The 16,521-nt window shown below is 38.0% G+C and carries 12 protein-coding genes and 1 pseudogene; 3 read left to right on the plus strand and 10 right to left on the minus strand.

Annotation, left to right across the window (positions count from 1 at the left end):
* Nucleotides 1-73 precede the first annotated feature (73 nt).
* The 3 genes from DW862_RS18315 to DW862_RS18325 are packed head-to-tail and all read right to left on the minus strand — an operon-like array spanning nt 74 to nt 5,245.
* Nucleotides 74-1,540 carry a glycoside hydrolase family 140 protein gene (locus DW862_RS18315; protein WP_008022229.1) on the minus strand — a complete coding sequence of 489 codons (1,467 nt, stop codon included), beginning with the start codon at nt 1,538-1,540 and terminating at the stop codon, nt 74-76.
* A gap of 20 nt (nt 1,541-1,560) precedes the next feature.
* On the minus strand, nt 1,561-2,763 hold the full coding sequence (locus DW862_RS18320; RefSeq protein ID WP_022199601.1) for a glycoside hydrolase family 105 protein: 1,203 nt from the start codon (nt 2,761-2,763) through the stop codon (nt 1,561-1,563).
* Between the two features lie 13 nt (nt 2,764-2,776).
* A complete protein-coding gene (locus tag DW862_RS18325) occupies nt 2,777-5,245 on the minus strand; it encodes a glycoside hydrolase N-terminal domain-containing protein (RefSeq protein WP_008022233.1) in 2,469 nt (822 codons plus the stop codon).
* 175 nt (nt 5,246-5,420) lie between these two features.
* Here DW862_RS18325 and DW862_RS18330 point away from each other — a divergent pair, with 175 nt between their 5' ends.
* The 3 genes from DW862_RS18330 to DW862_RS18340 all read left to right on the plus strand — a co-directional run bounded on the left by DW862_RS18330 (nt 5,421) and on the right by DW862_RS18340 (nt 9,246).
* Nucleotides 5,421-6,212, plus strand: coding sequence for a head GIN domain-containing protein (locus DW862_RS18330; RefSeq protein WP_120069802.1), 792 nt, complete (start codon nt 5,421-5,423; stop codon nt 6,210-6,212).
* A 278-nt stretch (nt 6,213-6,490) separates the two neighbouring features.
* Complete coding sequence (locus tag DW862_RS18335) at nt 6,491-7,108, plus strand: DNA polymerase ligase N-terminal domain-containing protein (RefSeq protein WP_120069804.1); 618 nt, start codon at nt 6,491-6,493, stop codon at nt 7,106-7,108.
* 374 nt (nt 7,109-7,482) lie between these two features.
* Nucleotides 7,483-9,246 (plus strand): helix-turn-helix domain-containing protein, encoded by a 1,764-nt coding sequence (locus tag DW862_RS18340; protein ID WP_120069807.1) that lies wholly within the window; start codon nt 7,483-7,485, stop codon nt 9,244-9,246.
* Nucleotides 9,247-9,412: 166 nt separating this feature from the next.
* On the opposite strand, the gene DW862_RS18345 is transcribed toward DW862_RS18340, so the two are convergent.
* The 7 genes and pseudogenes from DW862_RS18345 to DW862_RS18380 form a co-directional block, all read right to left on the minus strand.
* On the minus strand, nt 9,413-11,188 hold the full coding sequence (locus DW862_RS18345; RefSeq protein WP_049702900.1) for a DUF262 domain-containing protein: 1,776 nt from the start codon (nt 11,186-11,188) through the stop codon (nt 9,413-9,415).
* Entirely contained in the window at nt 11,172-12,557 is a 1,386-nt protein-coding gene (locus DW862_RS18350) for a DUF262 domain-containing protein (RefSeq protein ID WP_120069810.1), read from the minus strand. The genes DW862_RS18345 and DW862_RS18350 overlap by 17 nt, the downstream gene beginning before the upstream one ends.
* A 2-nt stretch (nt 12,558-12,559) precedes the next feature.
* Nucleotides 12,560-13,471, minus strand: coding sequence for a DUF5655 domain-containing protein (locus DW862_RS18355; protein WP_049702898.1), 912 nt, complete (start codon nt 13,469-13,471; stop codon nt 12,560-12,562).
* A 261-nt stretch (nt 13,472-13,732) separates the two neighbouring features.
* Nucleotides 13,733-13,948 (minus strand): annotated as a pseudogene (locus DW862_RS18365) (hypothetical protein); the annotation flags it as partial.
* Nucleotides 13,949-14,018: 70 nt separating this feature from the next.
* Nucleotides 14,019-14,822 (minus strand): helix-turn-helix domain-containing protein, encoded by an 804-nt coding sequence (locus DW862_RS18370; protein ID WP_049702897.1) that lies wholly within the window; start codon nt 14,820-14,822, stop codon nt 14,019-14,021.
* A 1-nt stretch (nt 14,823) separates the two neighbouring features.
* Entirely contained in the window at nt 14,824-15,750 is a 927-nt protein-coding gene (locus DW862_RS18375; protein ID WP_049702896.1) for a hypothetical protein, read from the minus strand.
* On the minus strand, nt 15,747-16,244 hold the full coding sequence (locus DW862_RS18380) for a GNAT family N-acetyltransferase (protein WP_049702895.1): 498 nt from the start codon (nt 16,242-16,244) through the stop codon (nt 15,747-15,749). Before DW862_RS18380 ends, DW862_RS18375 begins: the two co-directional genes overlap by 4 nt.
* Between the last annotated feature and the right edge of the window lie 277 nt (nt 16,245-16,521).

A 16,521-nucleotide genomic window follows, 5' to 3' on the forward strand; every position in this document is an offset into this window, starting at 1 on the left:
AACGCTGTCGTTTTACTTATCTGTCATTCTGAAAGCCGTGAAATCCGTGTAATCCGCGCCTAATAATACAAAATTATTTAGCCCATTTTTGTTGTGCATTTGGTAATTCTGTCCAGTCCTTCTCCACATAGTTCTTACTACTATCCACTACAATCAGAATATGATCGTTTCCACTGCAATAACCACTGTCGTGCTGGAATTTGTGCACTCCGTTATCAAATTCTCCGATGTATTCCAGTTTACCATCTTTCGTGGTGTACCACCAAGCATTCTTTTTCGCGCCGCTAATCTTGCTGAAATCAACTTCCATCGGACGTCCGGTATAGTTGTATACCATCAGATAATCATTTCCACGTGTAGCGATAGCGCGGTCATAACGTTCTCCATTCTGTCCTGTGATGATAGACTGATCGGGTATGCGTTCAAAGAACGGGAAAGTCAACATCAGGTTTTTCAGATACTTCATCTGATTGTAGCCCGGATCATTCAAAGCATCATACCAAGGCTTCTTTGCACCATAAGCACCACCTACACCCGGTTTGATAAATTGCATGATGGAATTATGACCGTAAGTATGTCCGAAAGAACCTGCAAATACAGACCAATAAGCATAACGACGTACGTCATAATCCTTCCACAACAGTTCGTTTTCATCGTGCAGACCATGAGGTATTTCTTCATAGATCGGTTCACCGTCAATCACAGGCTTCATGGGTTTCATGGCCAGGCTGCGTTCTACAAAACGCCAGTTATCTTCTTCCGTATTTTCTTCGATAGGGTAGTCACCATCTCCGAAACGTTGCCCGTAGCGACGATGTCCGCTTTGAAACATGTTGAAATCCAACCAGGGAGCGTTATTGAACCAAGTTGCGGAAGTTGTTCTTCCACGTGGATGGAATGTCATCAGGTGATTTTTGTCGATAGCTTTGATAGAGGTTGCCAAAGCTTCCCATTCAGCAGTTTTCACGTCGCCACGGATATCTCCACCGATAAACCAGATAATATTCGGTTCGTCCTTATAACGCTCTGCCAAAAACTTGCCGTATGCTTTTGCCTGTTCTACAGTCATCTCGCCCCGGTTCACCGGGCTTCCCCAAATGCAGACCATGCCGATATACTGACCTTTCTTGGCTGCTGTACGGATAATGTAATCCATGTGATCCCAATAACCGTATACGCCTTTTTGATTGATGTTTTTGAAGTTGTATCCGTCAATCATCGAATATTGTCCGTAGATATTCATAGACGGAACATTATTCAACGTTTGAACCTGAATCACGTTGTATCCACGACGTTTGCATTGTTCCAGGTAATATTCGGCTTCATCCCGGTTCAAGCGTTCAGGCAATAGCCAACCGGTTTCTCCTAACCAAAAGAAAGGAGCACCGTTTTCGTGTTTCAGGTAACGTCCCTCTTCGGAAACTACGAGTTTGCCGTTGTCCCAGGGGATATACGTCTTTTGTGTTTTCTTCTGTGCTGCAGCCGAAGTTGCCATTGTCAATAGCAGCAACAAAAGGGGAAGAATCTTGAATTTTCTCATTGTATTTTATCGTTTTTAGTTTATTTTTTAGTCATTTTCTCATACTCAATAGCAGCCAAGATGAATGAACCTACCGATTTCGGATCATTTTCTATGATCGGTTCACTGATATAATACTCAAATGAGCCGTCACGATATCTTTTTGAATCTCCGCCCAATCCTGCAACAGCACAGCAATTGGTAATTGTATAGCTGCCATCCTCTTCCAAACGGGTAAATGTCTTTACCATTCCGTCAAAGGCTTTTTGTGTCGGTTCGATATACTCGTTGCCAATATATCCTTTATTGATAGCTTTGGCAAGCGTATAGATAAACAGGGCAGTGGCAGATGATTCCAAATAATTACCTTCACGTGCTCCCTGATCGGTTACCTGATACCAGGTTCCGGATGAAGGATCTTGGTATTTCACAATCGCTTTTGCCAATCCCTGTAGAATTTGTATAATGCTGTCACGTCCGGCTGTTTCCTGTGGCAGGAAGTCCAGTACATCTACAATAGCAGCTCCATACCATCCGATACTGCGACTCCAAAAATTAGGAGAACAACCTGTTTCAGGATTTGACCATTTCTGTTCGCGACTTTCATCCCATCCGTGATAATAAAGTCCTGTTGCAGGATCATAAGTCTTGCTATTTATCAAAAGAATCTGTTTTGTTGCTTCGTCAAATAAAGCGGGCTCATTAAAAGTAGCACCATATTGAACCAGATAAGGAGAAGCCATAAAAATTCCGTCCAGCCACATTTGATGAGGATATCTCAATTTATGCCAGAATCCTCCCTCACTGGTACGGGGTTGCTCTGCCATTTGCTTGCGCAAAGTATCCATGGCTATTTTGTAACGTTCGTCTCCGGTCTGTGCGTAAAGATCGAAAAGAATCTTTCCACCGTTGACATTATCAATATTGAATGAAAGATATTTCATGGTTTTGATATGTCCGTCAGCATCGATCAGACTATCTGCATATATTTTGGCATACTCATAATATACGCTGTCCCCGGTATGTTTCCATTCTTCCAACATGGATTTCACTACTAATCCGTGGGTATATCCCCAGCGTGGTTTTTTAGCTTTTTCAATCATCCAGGGTTCGGGGAAACGTTTCATTTCGGAGCGTGCCATGCGTTCACTCCATTTTTCCGTTTCTGTTTTTTGAGGTGCTGCGCAAGCCAGGAAACAAGCAGTTCCACAGGCGACAATCAGTTTCAATAAGTTTTTGTTCATATCGGTCGAGTTATTATTTTCCAATCAATACATATTCTTTTCCTGCTTTGGTAGGTAGGTCGTAGAGGTAAGTCTCTGCAATTTCCACTTTGTTCAAGTTGGCCTTTTCGTTAATCAATGGCTCCGGAATGGTGGGGACTGCATAAAGAGGGTTCGGATTTTCACCTTTGGCACGCTTCAAGCCATTCCCGGTTAATGGGTTGAGCGAACGTAAACGACAATTTCCTCCCTTATGAGATTTGACAACCAGTCGGCTGACTTTCCCGTTTTTCCAACTCAAATCAAGTTCGAAACCTCCACGGGCAATGATTCCTTTGATAGAACCTTCTTTCCAAACGGTAGGCAGTGCGGGAAGCAAATATATAAAACCGTCGTAGCTTTGCATCAACATCTCTGCAATGCCTGCGGCACAACCAAAGTTTCCATCAATCTGAAATGGCGGATGCGCATCGAACAGGTTAGGGTAGGTGCCTCCTTTTTTCTTTTCATTGCGTACGAGAGTCAGCTGGTCAGTTATCAGCTTGTAGGCGTGGTCGCCATCAAGCAGGCGTGCCCAAAGGCAAACTTTCCATCCCATGCTCCACCCGGTCGACGGGTCGCCACGATGAATCAGAGAAGTACGTGCTGCATCAAATAGTTCAGGAGTACGGTAAGGGGAAATCTGATTGCTGGGGAAGAGTCCGTACAAATGAGAAATGTGACGATGTACGTCCTTCGGATCATCCCAGTCGAACATCCACTCTTGTAATTGCCCCCAATGTCCCACCTGCATGGGAGCCATTTCTTTGAGACGTTGTGTCAGATGAGAGGCAAACTCCTGATCTGTATCCAGTATTTGAGAAGCAGATATAATTGCTGTCCAAAGATCGAAAATCAATTGGTTGTCCATGGTGCATCCGGCAGCTGTGGTGGCTTTTCCATTACTTCCCGAATGTACATTCTCCGGTGAATTACTGGGGCAGACTACCAGCCAGTTGTGTACGGGTTCTTTCACCATAATTTCATCAAAGAAACGTCCGGACTCTTTCAGTATCGGATAGACAGAACGCAGGAATTCCACATCTCCGGTGTATAGATAACGCTCCCAAAGATGTCGGCAAAGCCATGCGCCACCACTGGGCCACATACCCGAAGGAGCTTTGTCAACTGCTCCTGTAATACGCCATATATCCGTGTTATGATGCAACACCCATCCGTTGGCTCCATACATAATCTTAGCCGTCTCTTTTCCTGTGTTACTCACTTCTTTTATCAGACGGAATAACGGTTCATTCAGTTCACTTAGATTCGTTACTTCCGAAGGCCAGTAATTCATTTCCAAATTGATGTTACAAGTATATTTGCTATCCCAGGAAGGGAATAATTTGTCATTCCAAATTCCTTGTAAATTGGCGGGTTGTCCTCCCGGTTGGGAAGAACAGATCAACAAATAACGTCCGAATTGAAAATAGGTGGCAACCAGATGTGTGTCATTGGTGTTTTTGAAATTCTCCACACGCTTATCGGTGGTTACATTCGCATATTGGTCTCGTCCCAAATCAAGAGAAACGCGTGTCAGATATTGTCGGTAAAAATCAACATGATTCTTCTTCGATTCAATGAACGGATGAACCATTGCTTTCGCCAAATAATTCTTAGCCCGCTCTGTCTGATTACCGGTGATGTCTTGATAATTGTTGAAGTTGGTGGCAATAGATACATAGACCGTAGCTTCATCAGCTCCTTCAACGGAAAGGACACCATCGGCACAAGCTATTTTCCCACCTTTATTTTTAGCAGTCAATCTGCCTTGAAATTCTACTTTCCCTTTGAGCCCCTCATGCAAGGAAGAGACTCCCGAGAGTGTCACACAGTTTCCCTCTTCAGAAGCGATCATAACATCCTGGTGAGGCGAAGTGAGTTGTGCATTGAAAGTAATTTGTCCGGGACGATTGGCGGTCAGTCGTACCATTACTACCTGATCGGTGAATGAGGTGATCGTTTCGCGTTGATACTGCACTCCGTCTACTTCATAACGTACGATTGCACGTGCGGAATCCAGACTTAATTCCCTGTAATAATTGGAATAACGTGTATGACCGGGAAAAGCGATTCGCAGGTCACCAAAACTTTGATATGGCATTCCTGAATTAGTCTTTGCCATTACCTTTTCTGTGGCCAGTGTCTGAGCTTCAAGATATTTTCCGGCAAAGACCAGCTCACGCACTTTCGGAATATATTCCAGTGCATCCGGATTGGCGTTATTATTGGGACGTCCCGCCCAAATGCTTTCTTCGTTTAGTTGTATTTGTTCTGTGCCTGGTGTTCCATATACCATGGCCCCCAAACGGCCATTCCCAAGGGGTAATGCTTCGGTCCATACCTGTGCGGGACAGTCGTACCATAGCTTGTATTCGGGTACAGAAGACTTCTGTTCCTGCGCCTGAATACAACCAACAGACATCGTGACGAACAGATATCCGATTAATCTCTTTTTATTCATTTCCTTCCAATTGCTTTTATACTTTTATAAAAGGACGATTGAAAGGGATTTTTGTACCCACTATGCGCGTAGTAAGAAGCAGGAATAATCAGAAGTTATTTATTCAATCTTTAGTTGCCATATTTTGAAATATACTTCCTATATTTGTCATTAGAATATTTAATAAAAAGAAATTATGAAAAGTTTTAATGTTACATCCATGTTAGTAGTGCTGATGTTCTTGTGTATTACAGGTATACAGGCACAGAGCGTTACTCCCAGCAAGAAGTATATCACGAAAGATTTGAATAACGTAGGTAATTTCACTTCAATCAGGGTTTTAGGTAGTCCCGACGTTGAATATCGCCAGAGCAGTGGTTCTAAAACAACAGTTTCTATATATGGTTCGGATAACCTGGTCGACCTGTTGGAAGTGTCTGCTGTAAACGGAGTGTTACAGGTGAATATAAAGAAAGGCGTTAAGATTCTTAGCGGAGAACGCCGTTTGAAAGTGATTGCCTCGTCTCCTTCATTGAAGGAAGTAGATATTAAAGGTTCGGCAGATGTATATCTGAAAGGTACGATCAAAGGTTCGGATTTAAATTTGAATATAACAGGTTCCGGCGATATTGAAGCCGAGAATTTGCAATATACAAACCTTTCTACTTTTGTAAAGGGTAGTGGGGATATTGATGTGAAGAATGTGAAAGCCACTGCTGTAAAAACGGTAATTAGCGGTTCCGGCGATGTGAATTTGAAAGGCTCGGCTCAAAAAGCTACGCTGGCTGTAAATGGGGCCGGTGATATCAGTGCCGACAAGCTGACGGCTACTAATGTTGTTGCTACTGTTTCAGGTTCCGGCGATATCTCTTGTTATGCTTCTAAACAGTTGGATGCAAAAGTTAGTGGTAGCGGAGATATTGAGTATAAAGGAAGTCCCTCTGTTGTAAATAAACAAGGCAAGAAAGACTCAATATCCGGAAAGTAAGGATTTGATTACCATCATAGAAAGCGGGCAAATATGCAATATATTCATATTTGCCCGCTTTTGTTATAAATAGGTGTGATGTATGAGAGAATATAAATGAGATATCATACATCGTTTTTCTTGATGCTATTCTCCCGGGAGAAGACTAAAAATAAGTTAGCAAACTTAAACACAGTTCTAAAGCCATTAAAATAGATGAATTTCGACAAACAAACAGATATACTGATTGTTGTCACATTGAATCATTCGTTTTTTTATTTACCTAAAAAATACAGATTATGGCAAAGAATTCTCCCGATGAAGTAAAAAACATCAAAATGGTAGAAAAGCAGGCAGCTGAAGCCTCTATTATCAACCTCAAAGAGTACCGGGCAAAAAGGCAATTCGGTAAAACACCGGAACCGATGGCGGAGACGGTGGAAACTCCCAATCGAATGCCTGTTTTTGTTGTTCAGAAGCATGATGCCAGCCATTTTCATTTCGATTTTCGTTTGGAAGTAGATGGAGTATTAAAAAGTTGGGTGGTGCCTAAAGGACCTTCCATGAATCCAAAAGATAAGAGGTTGGCCATAGAAGTAGAAGACCACCCCTTGAGTTATGCGCACTTTGAAGGAGTTATACCGGAAGGTAACTATGGAGCAGGTACGGTGGAAATATGGGATAGTGGAACCTATGCTTACGTTGGTAATAATCGTAACATTTCCGCTGCCATTAAAAATGGAATACTTGAATTCAAGTTACACGGGCATAAACTCAAAGGGCTATTTGTCCTTATACATACCAATATGGATGATCAGGATAAAGACTGGCTGTTAATAAAGAAAGACGATGTATTTGCGGTCACTCACGTTTACGATGCGAAGATTATTCCGTCTTATGATGAGGTATTCCTGTAAATCATGATCTGACAATACTTATCTAAAGTCTATTATTTTCAAATTATATACGCGGCTTTATAATTCTACTTATTTCATTATTTTAATGATTAAGTGGAACTATATGATCGTATGGTTGTGTTATTGTATGGCATAATATTTGACAATCACTACGTTTCGCCAAATAAAATGATGATTTTAGAATCTATTCTTTGATATTTCGGTAACAAACGATATTGTTACCACTTTTGATAGAAAACACCCATTGTTTTTGTTAGAATCCACCTCATATGTGGACGTTGAAAAGTTTATACTTGTTCCGGATTTAGACACGTTAAAAGGTCATCAAACGTGTTTTGCTGAAAATGTAAGTATTAATCAAATCCTATATAAGTATGAATGATTGTTACCTGAGTTTATTATTAAACTTTCGCGCTTTACTTTCTATAGATAGTGGAGCCAATTTAGTAAACAGTAAACAAGCTATTGGCGTAATTTTGCCTGATTTGTCATTGCTTGGTTATGCAGTTCCTGTAGAGAGTTTCGGCATTGGGCTATTTATTGTTTTGTTTGCGTATCTTGCGGTAGAGTATAATGTTCAGTTGTTGTCACATGAAAAACTTAAGATAGCTATGAACATGCTCCATACTACGTATACCCCGTTGATATTGTTACGAAATCAATTGGAAGAACTTAAAACCGGTAATCTTCCCGAATCGCTTTCCCAACAAGTAGAAGAGGCATTGAGATATACCGAATACATCATATATTGCAATCAGAATATTGTAACCCTCAATAAGGTAAACAAAAAAATACTTCCTAAGACATCAACGGCAAATTTGGAACTCTCTTCTTATATTACTTCTATTGTCAATCAATGTCGACCTTATGCTGATTCGCGCCGTATACAACTGACTGTCAGCGAATGTTCGGATTGCGTCAGTTGCAGAATCAATGAAAACATTATGACGGCAGCGCTTCAGCATCTTATAAGCAAACTAATTTTGGGTTCCGATTTAGGTTGTTGCATATCAATCAATATAACACATACAACAGATTCCTGGCAGTTGCAGATTACTAATTGTGAGATAGCAGACAAAAGAGTAGGGAAAATGTTTCCTTTTATTCCGGTCATATTTCCTATATATGGGTATAGTGATTTGTGGACTGTAAGAAAAATCATTCGCCTGCATGGTGGAAAAATAAACGGATATAGACATGGCAAATCATTTGCTTTCCAAATTGTCATTCCAACAGATTGTCATTGCCGGAATCAGGAATGTTCGGTTATCAAACATTCTTCAACAAATACGAAGAATAAGGCTAAAAAATCTTCTGAAAGTGATAAAGATGATACCCCGAATGCTAAAACAAAAGATACATCCCATATCTTATTGGTAATGGCGGACGGGGCATTCAGGAATTATTTAAGGAAAGCTTTATCGCGGTATTTTCAGATTTCAGTTTTGAAAGATCCTGATTTGCTGAAGGATACAGTAGTCCGCCAAAATCCTGATGCTATCATTATTGACGATAATGTAAACGGAACAAATGGAGATGCACTTAGTTTCCGGATCAAAACAGATAAAATGATAGGGTATATACCGGTTGTCCTTTTGATAAGGGCCTTTGATAACGAAAGTTATTTGTCCCATTTAGGAAGTGGGGCGGATCGTCTGGAATTACGAACAGAAAGCATTTGCAGGCTAAGGGCAAACATACGTATGCTTGTAGAAAACCGCATGGTTTTGCGTGAACGGGTCAAATTGTTTTTGTCAGATGCTGTTTTTCCAATGGTCCCCACCAAAGAAGAAATGGAAACAGAAAATACGGATCAGATATTTATGGATAAAGTCAATAAAATCCTGGAAAAGAACCTCTCTACTGATAAATATACAATAGATAAATTAAGTAGCGATATAGGAATGAGCCGTACTGCTTTTTATAGCAGGATACGAGAGATAACCGGGAATCCTCCGGAAAATTATATCTATTCGTTCAAAATGGACAGGGCACTTAAACTGCTAGCCTCCCAACAGTACACTGTTTCGGAAATTGCAGGAATGCTGGGATATTGTGATGCTAAATATTTTGGAAAGAAGTTCAAAGACTTCTATCATGTATGTCCTACGGATTACATTAAAAGTATTATAGGGTAAAAGAATATATAGTACATATTTTCAGTTTAACTGATATAAACTAAAATATGTACTATATTCATTGTAAATATTAGATAGAGAAGAACATATAGCTTTGCTAATTAAAGGAAACCTATCAAGTATTTGAACTTAGACTGAAATAATGTGTTATATAACAATATACGATTCAATCTGATATATAGAAAGACCGTTCTAAAAATTCAATCATTTCATTTTCGTGTTCTTTAGCCAATTTCATTGTCCAATTTTGATAGTTAAAGTCAGCGAGTTTACACATTAAAAACATCTTAATGCTTTGCAGTGATTTGTTGCTGATTTGCTCATGGATTCGGGCAAACTTTATTTGTATATGGTCATTACTTTGTTGTGAATTGAAACTTTGAGAAATCATGGCAAGATTGCCAAATGAATGTACAGCTTCTTCCTCCCATTCTTCATTGTGTGATTCGTCTTGAGGATGCAGATGTTCAATAGAACGATTTCTCCGAAACACATAGTGCTCTACAATCTTCTGTTCTTCTTCATTGAAGAAAGTGCTGCGTTGTTCCCAAAGGTAATAGTCTAAACGCCAAAACCAGTACCTAATGTTACCGGATGCTTTATATGAAAGATCTTTTCTGGCAGGTAATATGCTGTGACGTTCATTATCTTCTTTTTTAAGGAATGCGAGCATCTCTGCACAGGAGTGGAGTTCATCTTGCTCTAATTTTCTCAAATAAGGTTTGAGCCAATTGTAGAAAGCCTCCGTTGAAACGTAAAGCATCGATTGGTATTGCTTTAATTTATCACTATCATCCTTTGGACCTTTCAGGATTAAACTGTAATTACCTTGCCCATCCTTGATATCTTTTCTAATCGTATAATAATCAAGCAGTAGCCGGTAATAAAGCATTTTCTCGTAAAATTCCCCTGCAGTGAAGTACGTTTTCAGAGCATCAAACTTCTCTATCAGTTTATCCGGCTGATAATGACTGGCTGGTTGCTCACCGCCAGTACATACATCAAGTACCAAAAGAAGAAACTCCGGAAATGATATAATACTGTTTTCGCCATCTTCATAGCTATTCTGTTTAAACTCTATTTTTTCAGGTTGGATCACATCTATAGAATACTCCTCCTCGTCATCGAGAGACGTATATCTGCACTTTTCTAAAGCTTCATGAAACCGTTTCTGACGGCAGAGACTTATAGCTTCTTCATAAAATTGACGGTAACAAGCCTCGTCCTGGTCTTCTTCCTTCGCAATGATAGGATGATCCATCATGGAGGTCAGATTCCAAATATGCGTCAAGTAATCCTGTTCTTTTTCTCCCCGCATCAGTTGCACTTTGAGAATCTCATGCTGTTCTAGTCCTTTTCCTTGTGCATTCATTGCTTCAAAATATTTATTCAGCGAAGTGGTATCTGCAAGATAGCTTGATGGCAAGTAAGAAAAGAAAAATGTCAATCGTGTGAAAACCTGTTGCACAAACTCAATCCGTTCCTCCTGAGTATTAAAATTGGATTCTAAGAAACCAGTTATAGCGGCGAGTCCCTCTTCCATATTCTTATTGACATACGTTTTAGTCGGATAACCATTGATCTTGCTCTTTATATATGCCTTATCATCGCTTCTCGCTATGAAATTAAGGCGATTACCATCCATTAAGAAACCGGACCATTTATCATCATATTCCTTAAAAATGATGGCAAAAAGAGTCATGACAGTAAATCGTTGCTGACCGTCAATTAGGTCATAATGATTTTTCATGTCAATGCAAGTTAGCATACCGAGATAATATGGCTCATCGGCAGGCATCTTTGCAAAATGCTCCTTAAGATCAAAAAGAAGTTTGGTAACTTCTTTCTTTTTCCACGCAAATAAACGTTGGTAAAGCGGGATCGAAAACTTAAACTGGCTTGTAGCAATAAGTTCCGGCGTATATTTATTCTCCATATTCATTGTTTTTCTTTTCGATTATTGTTTTATCCGAAAAATCATTCAGCTCACAGAAGATACGTCTTAAACACCTATAGAATCGCTCTTTGATGTCACCTTCTTGCTCCAATCCACTAATCCTGATATAAGGAATGGCCTCGGCAAGAAAAAATGTAGGCGAAGATGCCTGATCTATCATCATTATAATTTCTGAATCTTTTGCGAATTCACGAATCTTATAAAAGATAGCGCGTGTGGCGCTATATCTATGCTGCGCCATGATTCCAGCAATACAGAACAATGCTTCAGATAAATATTGATGCCCGAATTTTATAAAATAACCGAACATGAGGCTTTCTGTAATATCGGCATATTTCCAATGAGACTCCCATTGAAGATGATTTCTTAGTAGCTGTATTTGCCTGGTACGGATAAACTCCTTGTATTTATCTACAAAAATAGAAGTGTATGCGAAGAAATGCGAACCACCTTGGATTTTCTCATAGAAATAGAATTTCTCTCCAAAAGCAGGAATACTGGACATAATGCGGGCAGCCGAAAACTCTTCTTTTACCTTTCGTGGCTGAAATTCCTCCACATTATGCTTCCGCATCCATTTTCTTAATCTGAAAAGATGTACTCCCAAAGTATGGGTAAGATAAGAATCTCCATTGTTGTCATATTCTAATGAGAGATCATTCCACCGCATAGCAAGATGTTCTGCCTGATCTTCAATGTTTAGATAGCGTAGATGGTGCGCTTTTAGCAAATCATAGTCTGAAAGCGATACACCCTTTGAATTCTGATTTGAGAAGAATGTATATGCCAGATCAAGATTGCTGTCATTAAGAATAAGTACAGAGAAAATCAAGTGATGGGACAGACGTTCCAACATGGCTATGTCTGTATTCCTCTGATTGAGAATTCTAATCAGTGCTTTGTTATTGGCTACATGGAGACGCGCATCTTTTGATATGAATTTTTGTTTAAGCAAAGGCATCTGCCCTGTATATCCTAATTCGCGCATAATAAGCGTTAAAGTGACAAGGCGTTGTTGTCCATCAATTATGTTGTAAAGAGTGCAATCATTCACAGTTCTTCTTTGTAAGATGATAGAACCTAAATGATAGTCACTGTTGTGAGGCATTTCAAGTAAATTATCCCAAAGGTCTGTAACATTTTTATCTTCCCAGCAATAGGTTCGCTGATAATCGGGAATAACCAAATTGGAAGAAAATAAATCTTGCAAATTTTTTGTTTCCAAAACGACCTTTTCTTGAGAATTGGTAAGTTCTTTAAACTCTAATTCCCGTGTATATGGGCTGGAAATCTCATTCTTTTTGTGAAGATTGAATTTATCAATACAATCTTTTGTGTTACAATAATTAGCCATATTTATTTAATCGCTTGCTTCACAAGGCTCATGATATATTCTAAATATTTAGTATCCGAGATTTTGAGTTCATAATCTCCATTACCAAAATGTCCGACAGTTGAAATATCCCTTGTTAATTGCTTACTATCTTCTAAATGTCCTTTGGCTACATTTATAGTAAGCTTTATTCCATTTTTCTGGATTTCAAGTGCACAAATATGGCTGTTGGCCTTTTTGAATGAAATATACCACTTTTGTGGTTTAACTTCAATTTCTGTATTCAAATTAAGAATTGCATTCTTATAACTCTCGTATAATTCTACTACATCGTCAGATTTTCCTTTTAATAAATTTTCCTCCGAATACTCTTTAATTTTCTCTGTTACTTCTTTAAATTCCGGACTATTCTGCATCACTGTTTTAATACTTGCCGATGCGTGACTTTTACGAATAGGGGTGATGGATACACTATCATTTTCATAGCGCTTCACTTCCCATAACTCAATGGATAAATCTTTGAAGTTGACGGCCTCTCGTTGGTTAGGCGTGAATCCTTGTGAAACAAAAACGACTTTTGTCTGCGACCAGTCCACATCATTCCGTTTCAAGTTCCCTGCTTGTGTTTCATTATATTCCAGAATAAAATCAGCCTGATTTTGCAGCATTAGGCTTAGGTAAGTAAACCCTTGATCTATGACACTAGAGTTTCTTTCCCTTTTATATTCAATGATAACAAAAGCCTTCGATTGAGGATCAAAGGCAAGCGTATCAATACGGCGGTCTTTAATCGTAAATTCGGACTTTATCATTTCAAGTCCCATGATTTCGGACATATTAGTTTCAAACATACGTTGAATATCTCTTTCCAATTTAAAAGGTTTTTCCTTTATTTCAGAAAAGACGCCTGAAGTATTATATTTGTAAAGTGCCATAATTTTATTTTGAATTGTTTATTGCTGTAAAGGTAAGAATTCTTTTGATATTACTATTTTAGATTTTTGTCAGTTTGATTTAACCGATTGATAAATAAATTTTTAGCGAATTATTTGAGAAGTGGCGGTAACGAGTTAGCAACCTACGCATTTCAGCGCTTTGCGTTGAAATGCTGTCAAATAACTCTTTCAGTTGCAAATATAGGTACTTTTTCCAAAAGTACCCAATGTCTTTTGTAAGAACAGCTTTTTAAGCGCATTTTCCCCCTGCCCGTAAAGTGGTGATGTTTCAAGTGAAGCTATCTCAATACGGGTAGCTACAAGAATCCGGTAAGTAGTAGAGTAATCATTTCCATTACTCACGGTTTTAATCTGTTCGATAAATTCGCCATAGGCTTCTTGCATTTCTTCGTTACTTACTTGTTGTGAGGTTCCAGACAATAGCCCGAATATCCTCATTTTCATTAAATCATTCATAACTATAACTTTTTAGGTTAATATATTTATTGAAGCATTTGCTTTGCTATTGAATGATTCTATTTATCTGCTATAACTCAGATGGTTTTTTATTTGTTAGACATTGAGACTCTTTTGCAAAATGAGAGAAGTCTGTATATCCCAACTCATCATACGAATTGCTACAGCCTTTAGAGCGGTAATTCATCAAAGCAATTTTAAACCTCAGGGCTCTAAAGCATTGTTTGGGTGACATACCTAATACCTCTTTAAAGTATCTATTTAGTGTAGGTGTTGATACCCCTACTATCTTACTAACCATATTCGATTTGAAGTCACCACAATGAGTAATGTAATAAACTGCTTTAATTACGGTCTCTAATTTATAATCAGACTTGAAGATATCTATATTTGATAGAAGATAGTTTTCTGCATAGCTAACACGTTCATCAAAGGTCTTTTTAGATTTTAGCTCTTCAATAATTGTGTTATCTATATAATTACTCAATGGTTTGTAGCTGTCCAATAAGCAAGGAATATCATCCTTCAAAAACAGATATAACACACCCGGTTTGAATTTAATTGCAAATTCATGTGTTCCCGGTGCATGTATTATGGTTATTGCATCTGTAAGACTACCACATAATTTATCTCCCGTAGTATCTTTGATACCGAGTTTTCTATCCACTTTTAACGTCTGACTTTTATCTGTAAGATTCACAGAGGCGACAATATTTACATTGGGAAGAGCAACTATTGAGAATGGAGTTATTAAATTGTTTTCCGTTGTAATTTCAAAGTAATACTCAACAATATCCCTCAACTCAAAACAGGGATATTTAATCCTTACATGGTCGTTTACTTCATCTTCGTATATAACTTTAGATATCAACATATTATTTTCTGAATAAGTGTAACAACTGTATTCCTAACCCCATAGTTAGCATACGTTCTTTTTTATTTGCTAATAATTTTTGAGTCCAATCAAGTAATCCTCCATCGCCAATTTCATATTCTACACCATCAGCTATAATTTTGACTTTAATTCTCATACCGTAGTAATAGTTATTTTGTGAATCTGATTCGGCAATACGAACATCAAAACCACTATTTTTAATATGTGATAAGCTATTAGATATTAATGGACTGTTGCTGTCATATTCTTTACAAGGAATAATCTCAAAAAACAGATTATTAACCCCAAAAACACTTTTGCATACATCTTGAGTTATAACAAAGTGTTTATGTATCTCTGTTTTCTCAAACTCAAAACTACCCGTATCCATACCGCAGGAAATTAGACACAGAATAGGGAAATGGGGTGTAAAGTTGGGATTAGAGAAAACCTGAGTCCGTATAACTCTCGACACATTGCTGAAATTATATGTTTTCTCCGACAACTCGTTGTTTTTCTTCAATGAAGCGTAATGTAAAGCTATTGAATTTGTTGGGTCTGATTGAACTTCTGTATTTCGGAGTGCTGTAAGAACTTTCTTTTGGTTTACAGTTGCCATTATACTACTTGTACCTAATTGAGCAACAGGAGATAACTCGATTAATTCAAAACTGCTATTTGCTACTATTTTACAACACTCTAACTCTTCTTCTTTAAATTTTAGAAAGTCTAATTGTGCAGGTTTAACGAGTTTGTTTTTAGTATATTTGCCTAATAGTGAAGAGGGAGTTTCTTGCATAACTCGTCTTTCAAACACCTCTAAAAGCAAAGAATTTAACTCTGAACCACTCAATTTATTAGACAGTATATCAACAATTTCATTTAAGTTGTATTTGTCGATTATATGTTTTATTGCTTCATCTTTCATGTTTTCCTTATACTATATATATGTTCATCAAATATTTGTCCTTTTTTTATCACAGACGATTTAATAATAGCCTCTTTCTCAAAACCAACTTTTTCTAATACCTTCATTGATGCCATATTATATTCAAAAATATTTGCATATACTCTTTGTATTCCTAATTGATTAAAAGCCATTTCAACTAACAGTTTAACAGTCGCTGTTGCATATCCATTTCTCCAATATGGCTCGCCAATCCAGTATCCGACCTCTGCATTAATTCTATATACATCGCTTTGAGGATTCAAGCTACAACAACCAATAAATTCATTTTCTGAATATATTCCAAACACGAGTCCTAATTCTCCTGTCTTAGCTAATTCAATAAAAGAAACTGCATTATCAATCGTGTAGGGATGAGGAAATATATCACGTAAGTTTTTAGCAATCTCATAATTATTTGCTAACTGAGATATTACCCAAGGTGATTCATTTTCTATTTTACGCAACTGTATCATATCTATACTTTTATCTTTTTACAAAGATATGCCTATTTATGAGATGATTAGGTGTAAAAATGAATCAAATTTCATATTTACACCTAAAATTGAGAGTTTTGCAAGAGAAATATATTTTATTTAGCAATATAGATTAAACGATTATTTATATCTTTGTAATCAAGTTATTTGAAGCGATGGAAAAACACAGCAGACTAAAGTGGTTCGCTCATTTCTATATCGTTACCCATTACAGTCAATACGCTCTACAAAATTGAGCGTGGACAGGCAAATCCTA

The organism is Bacteroides sp. AM37-9 (assembly GCF_003603455.1).
GTDB classification, from domain to species: domain Bacteria; phylum Bacteroidota; class Bacteroidia; order Bacteroidales; family Bacteroidaceae; genus Bacteroides; species Bacteroides xylanisolvens.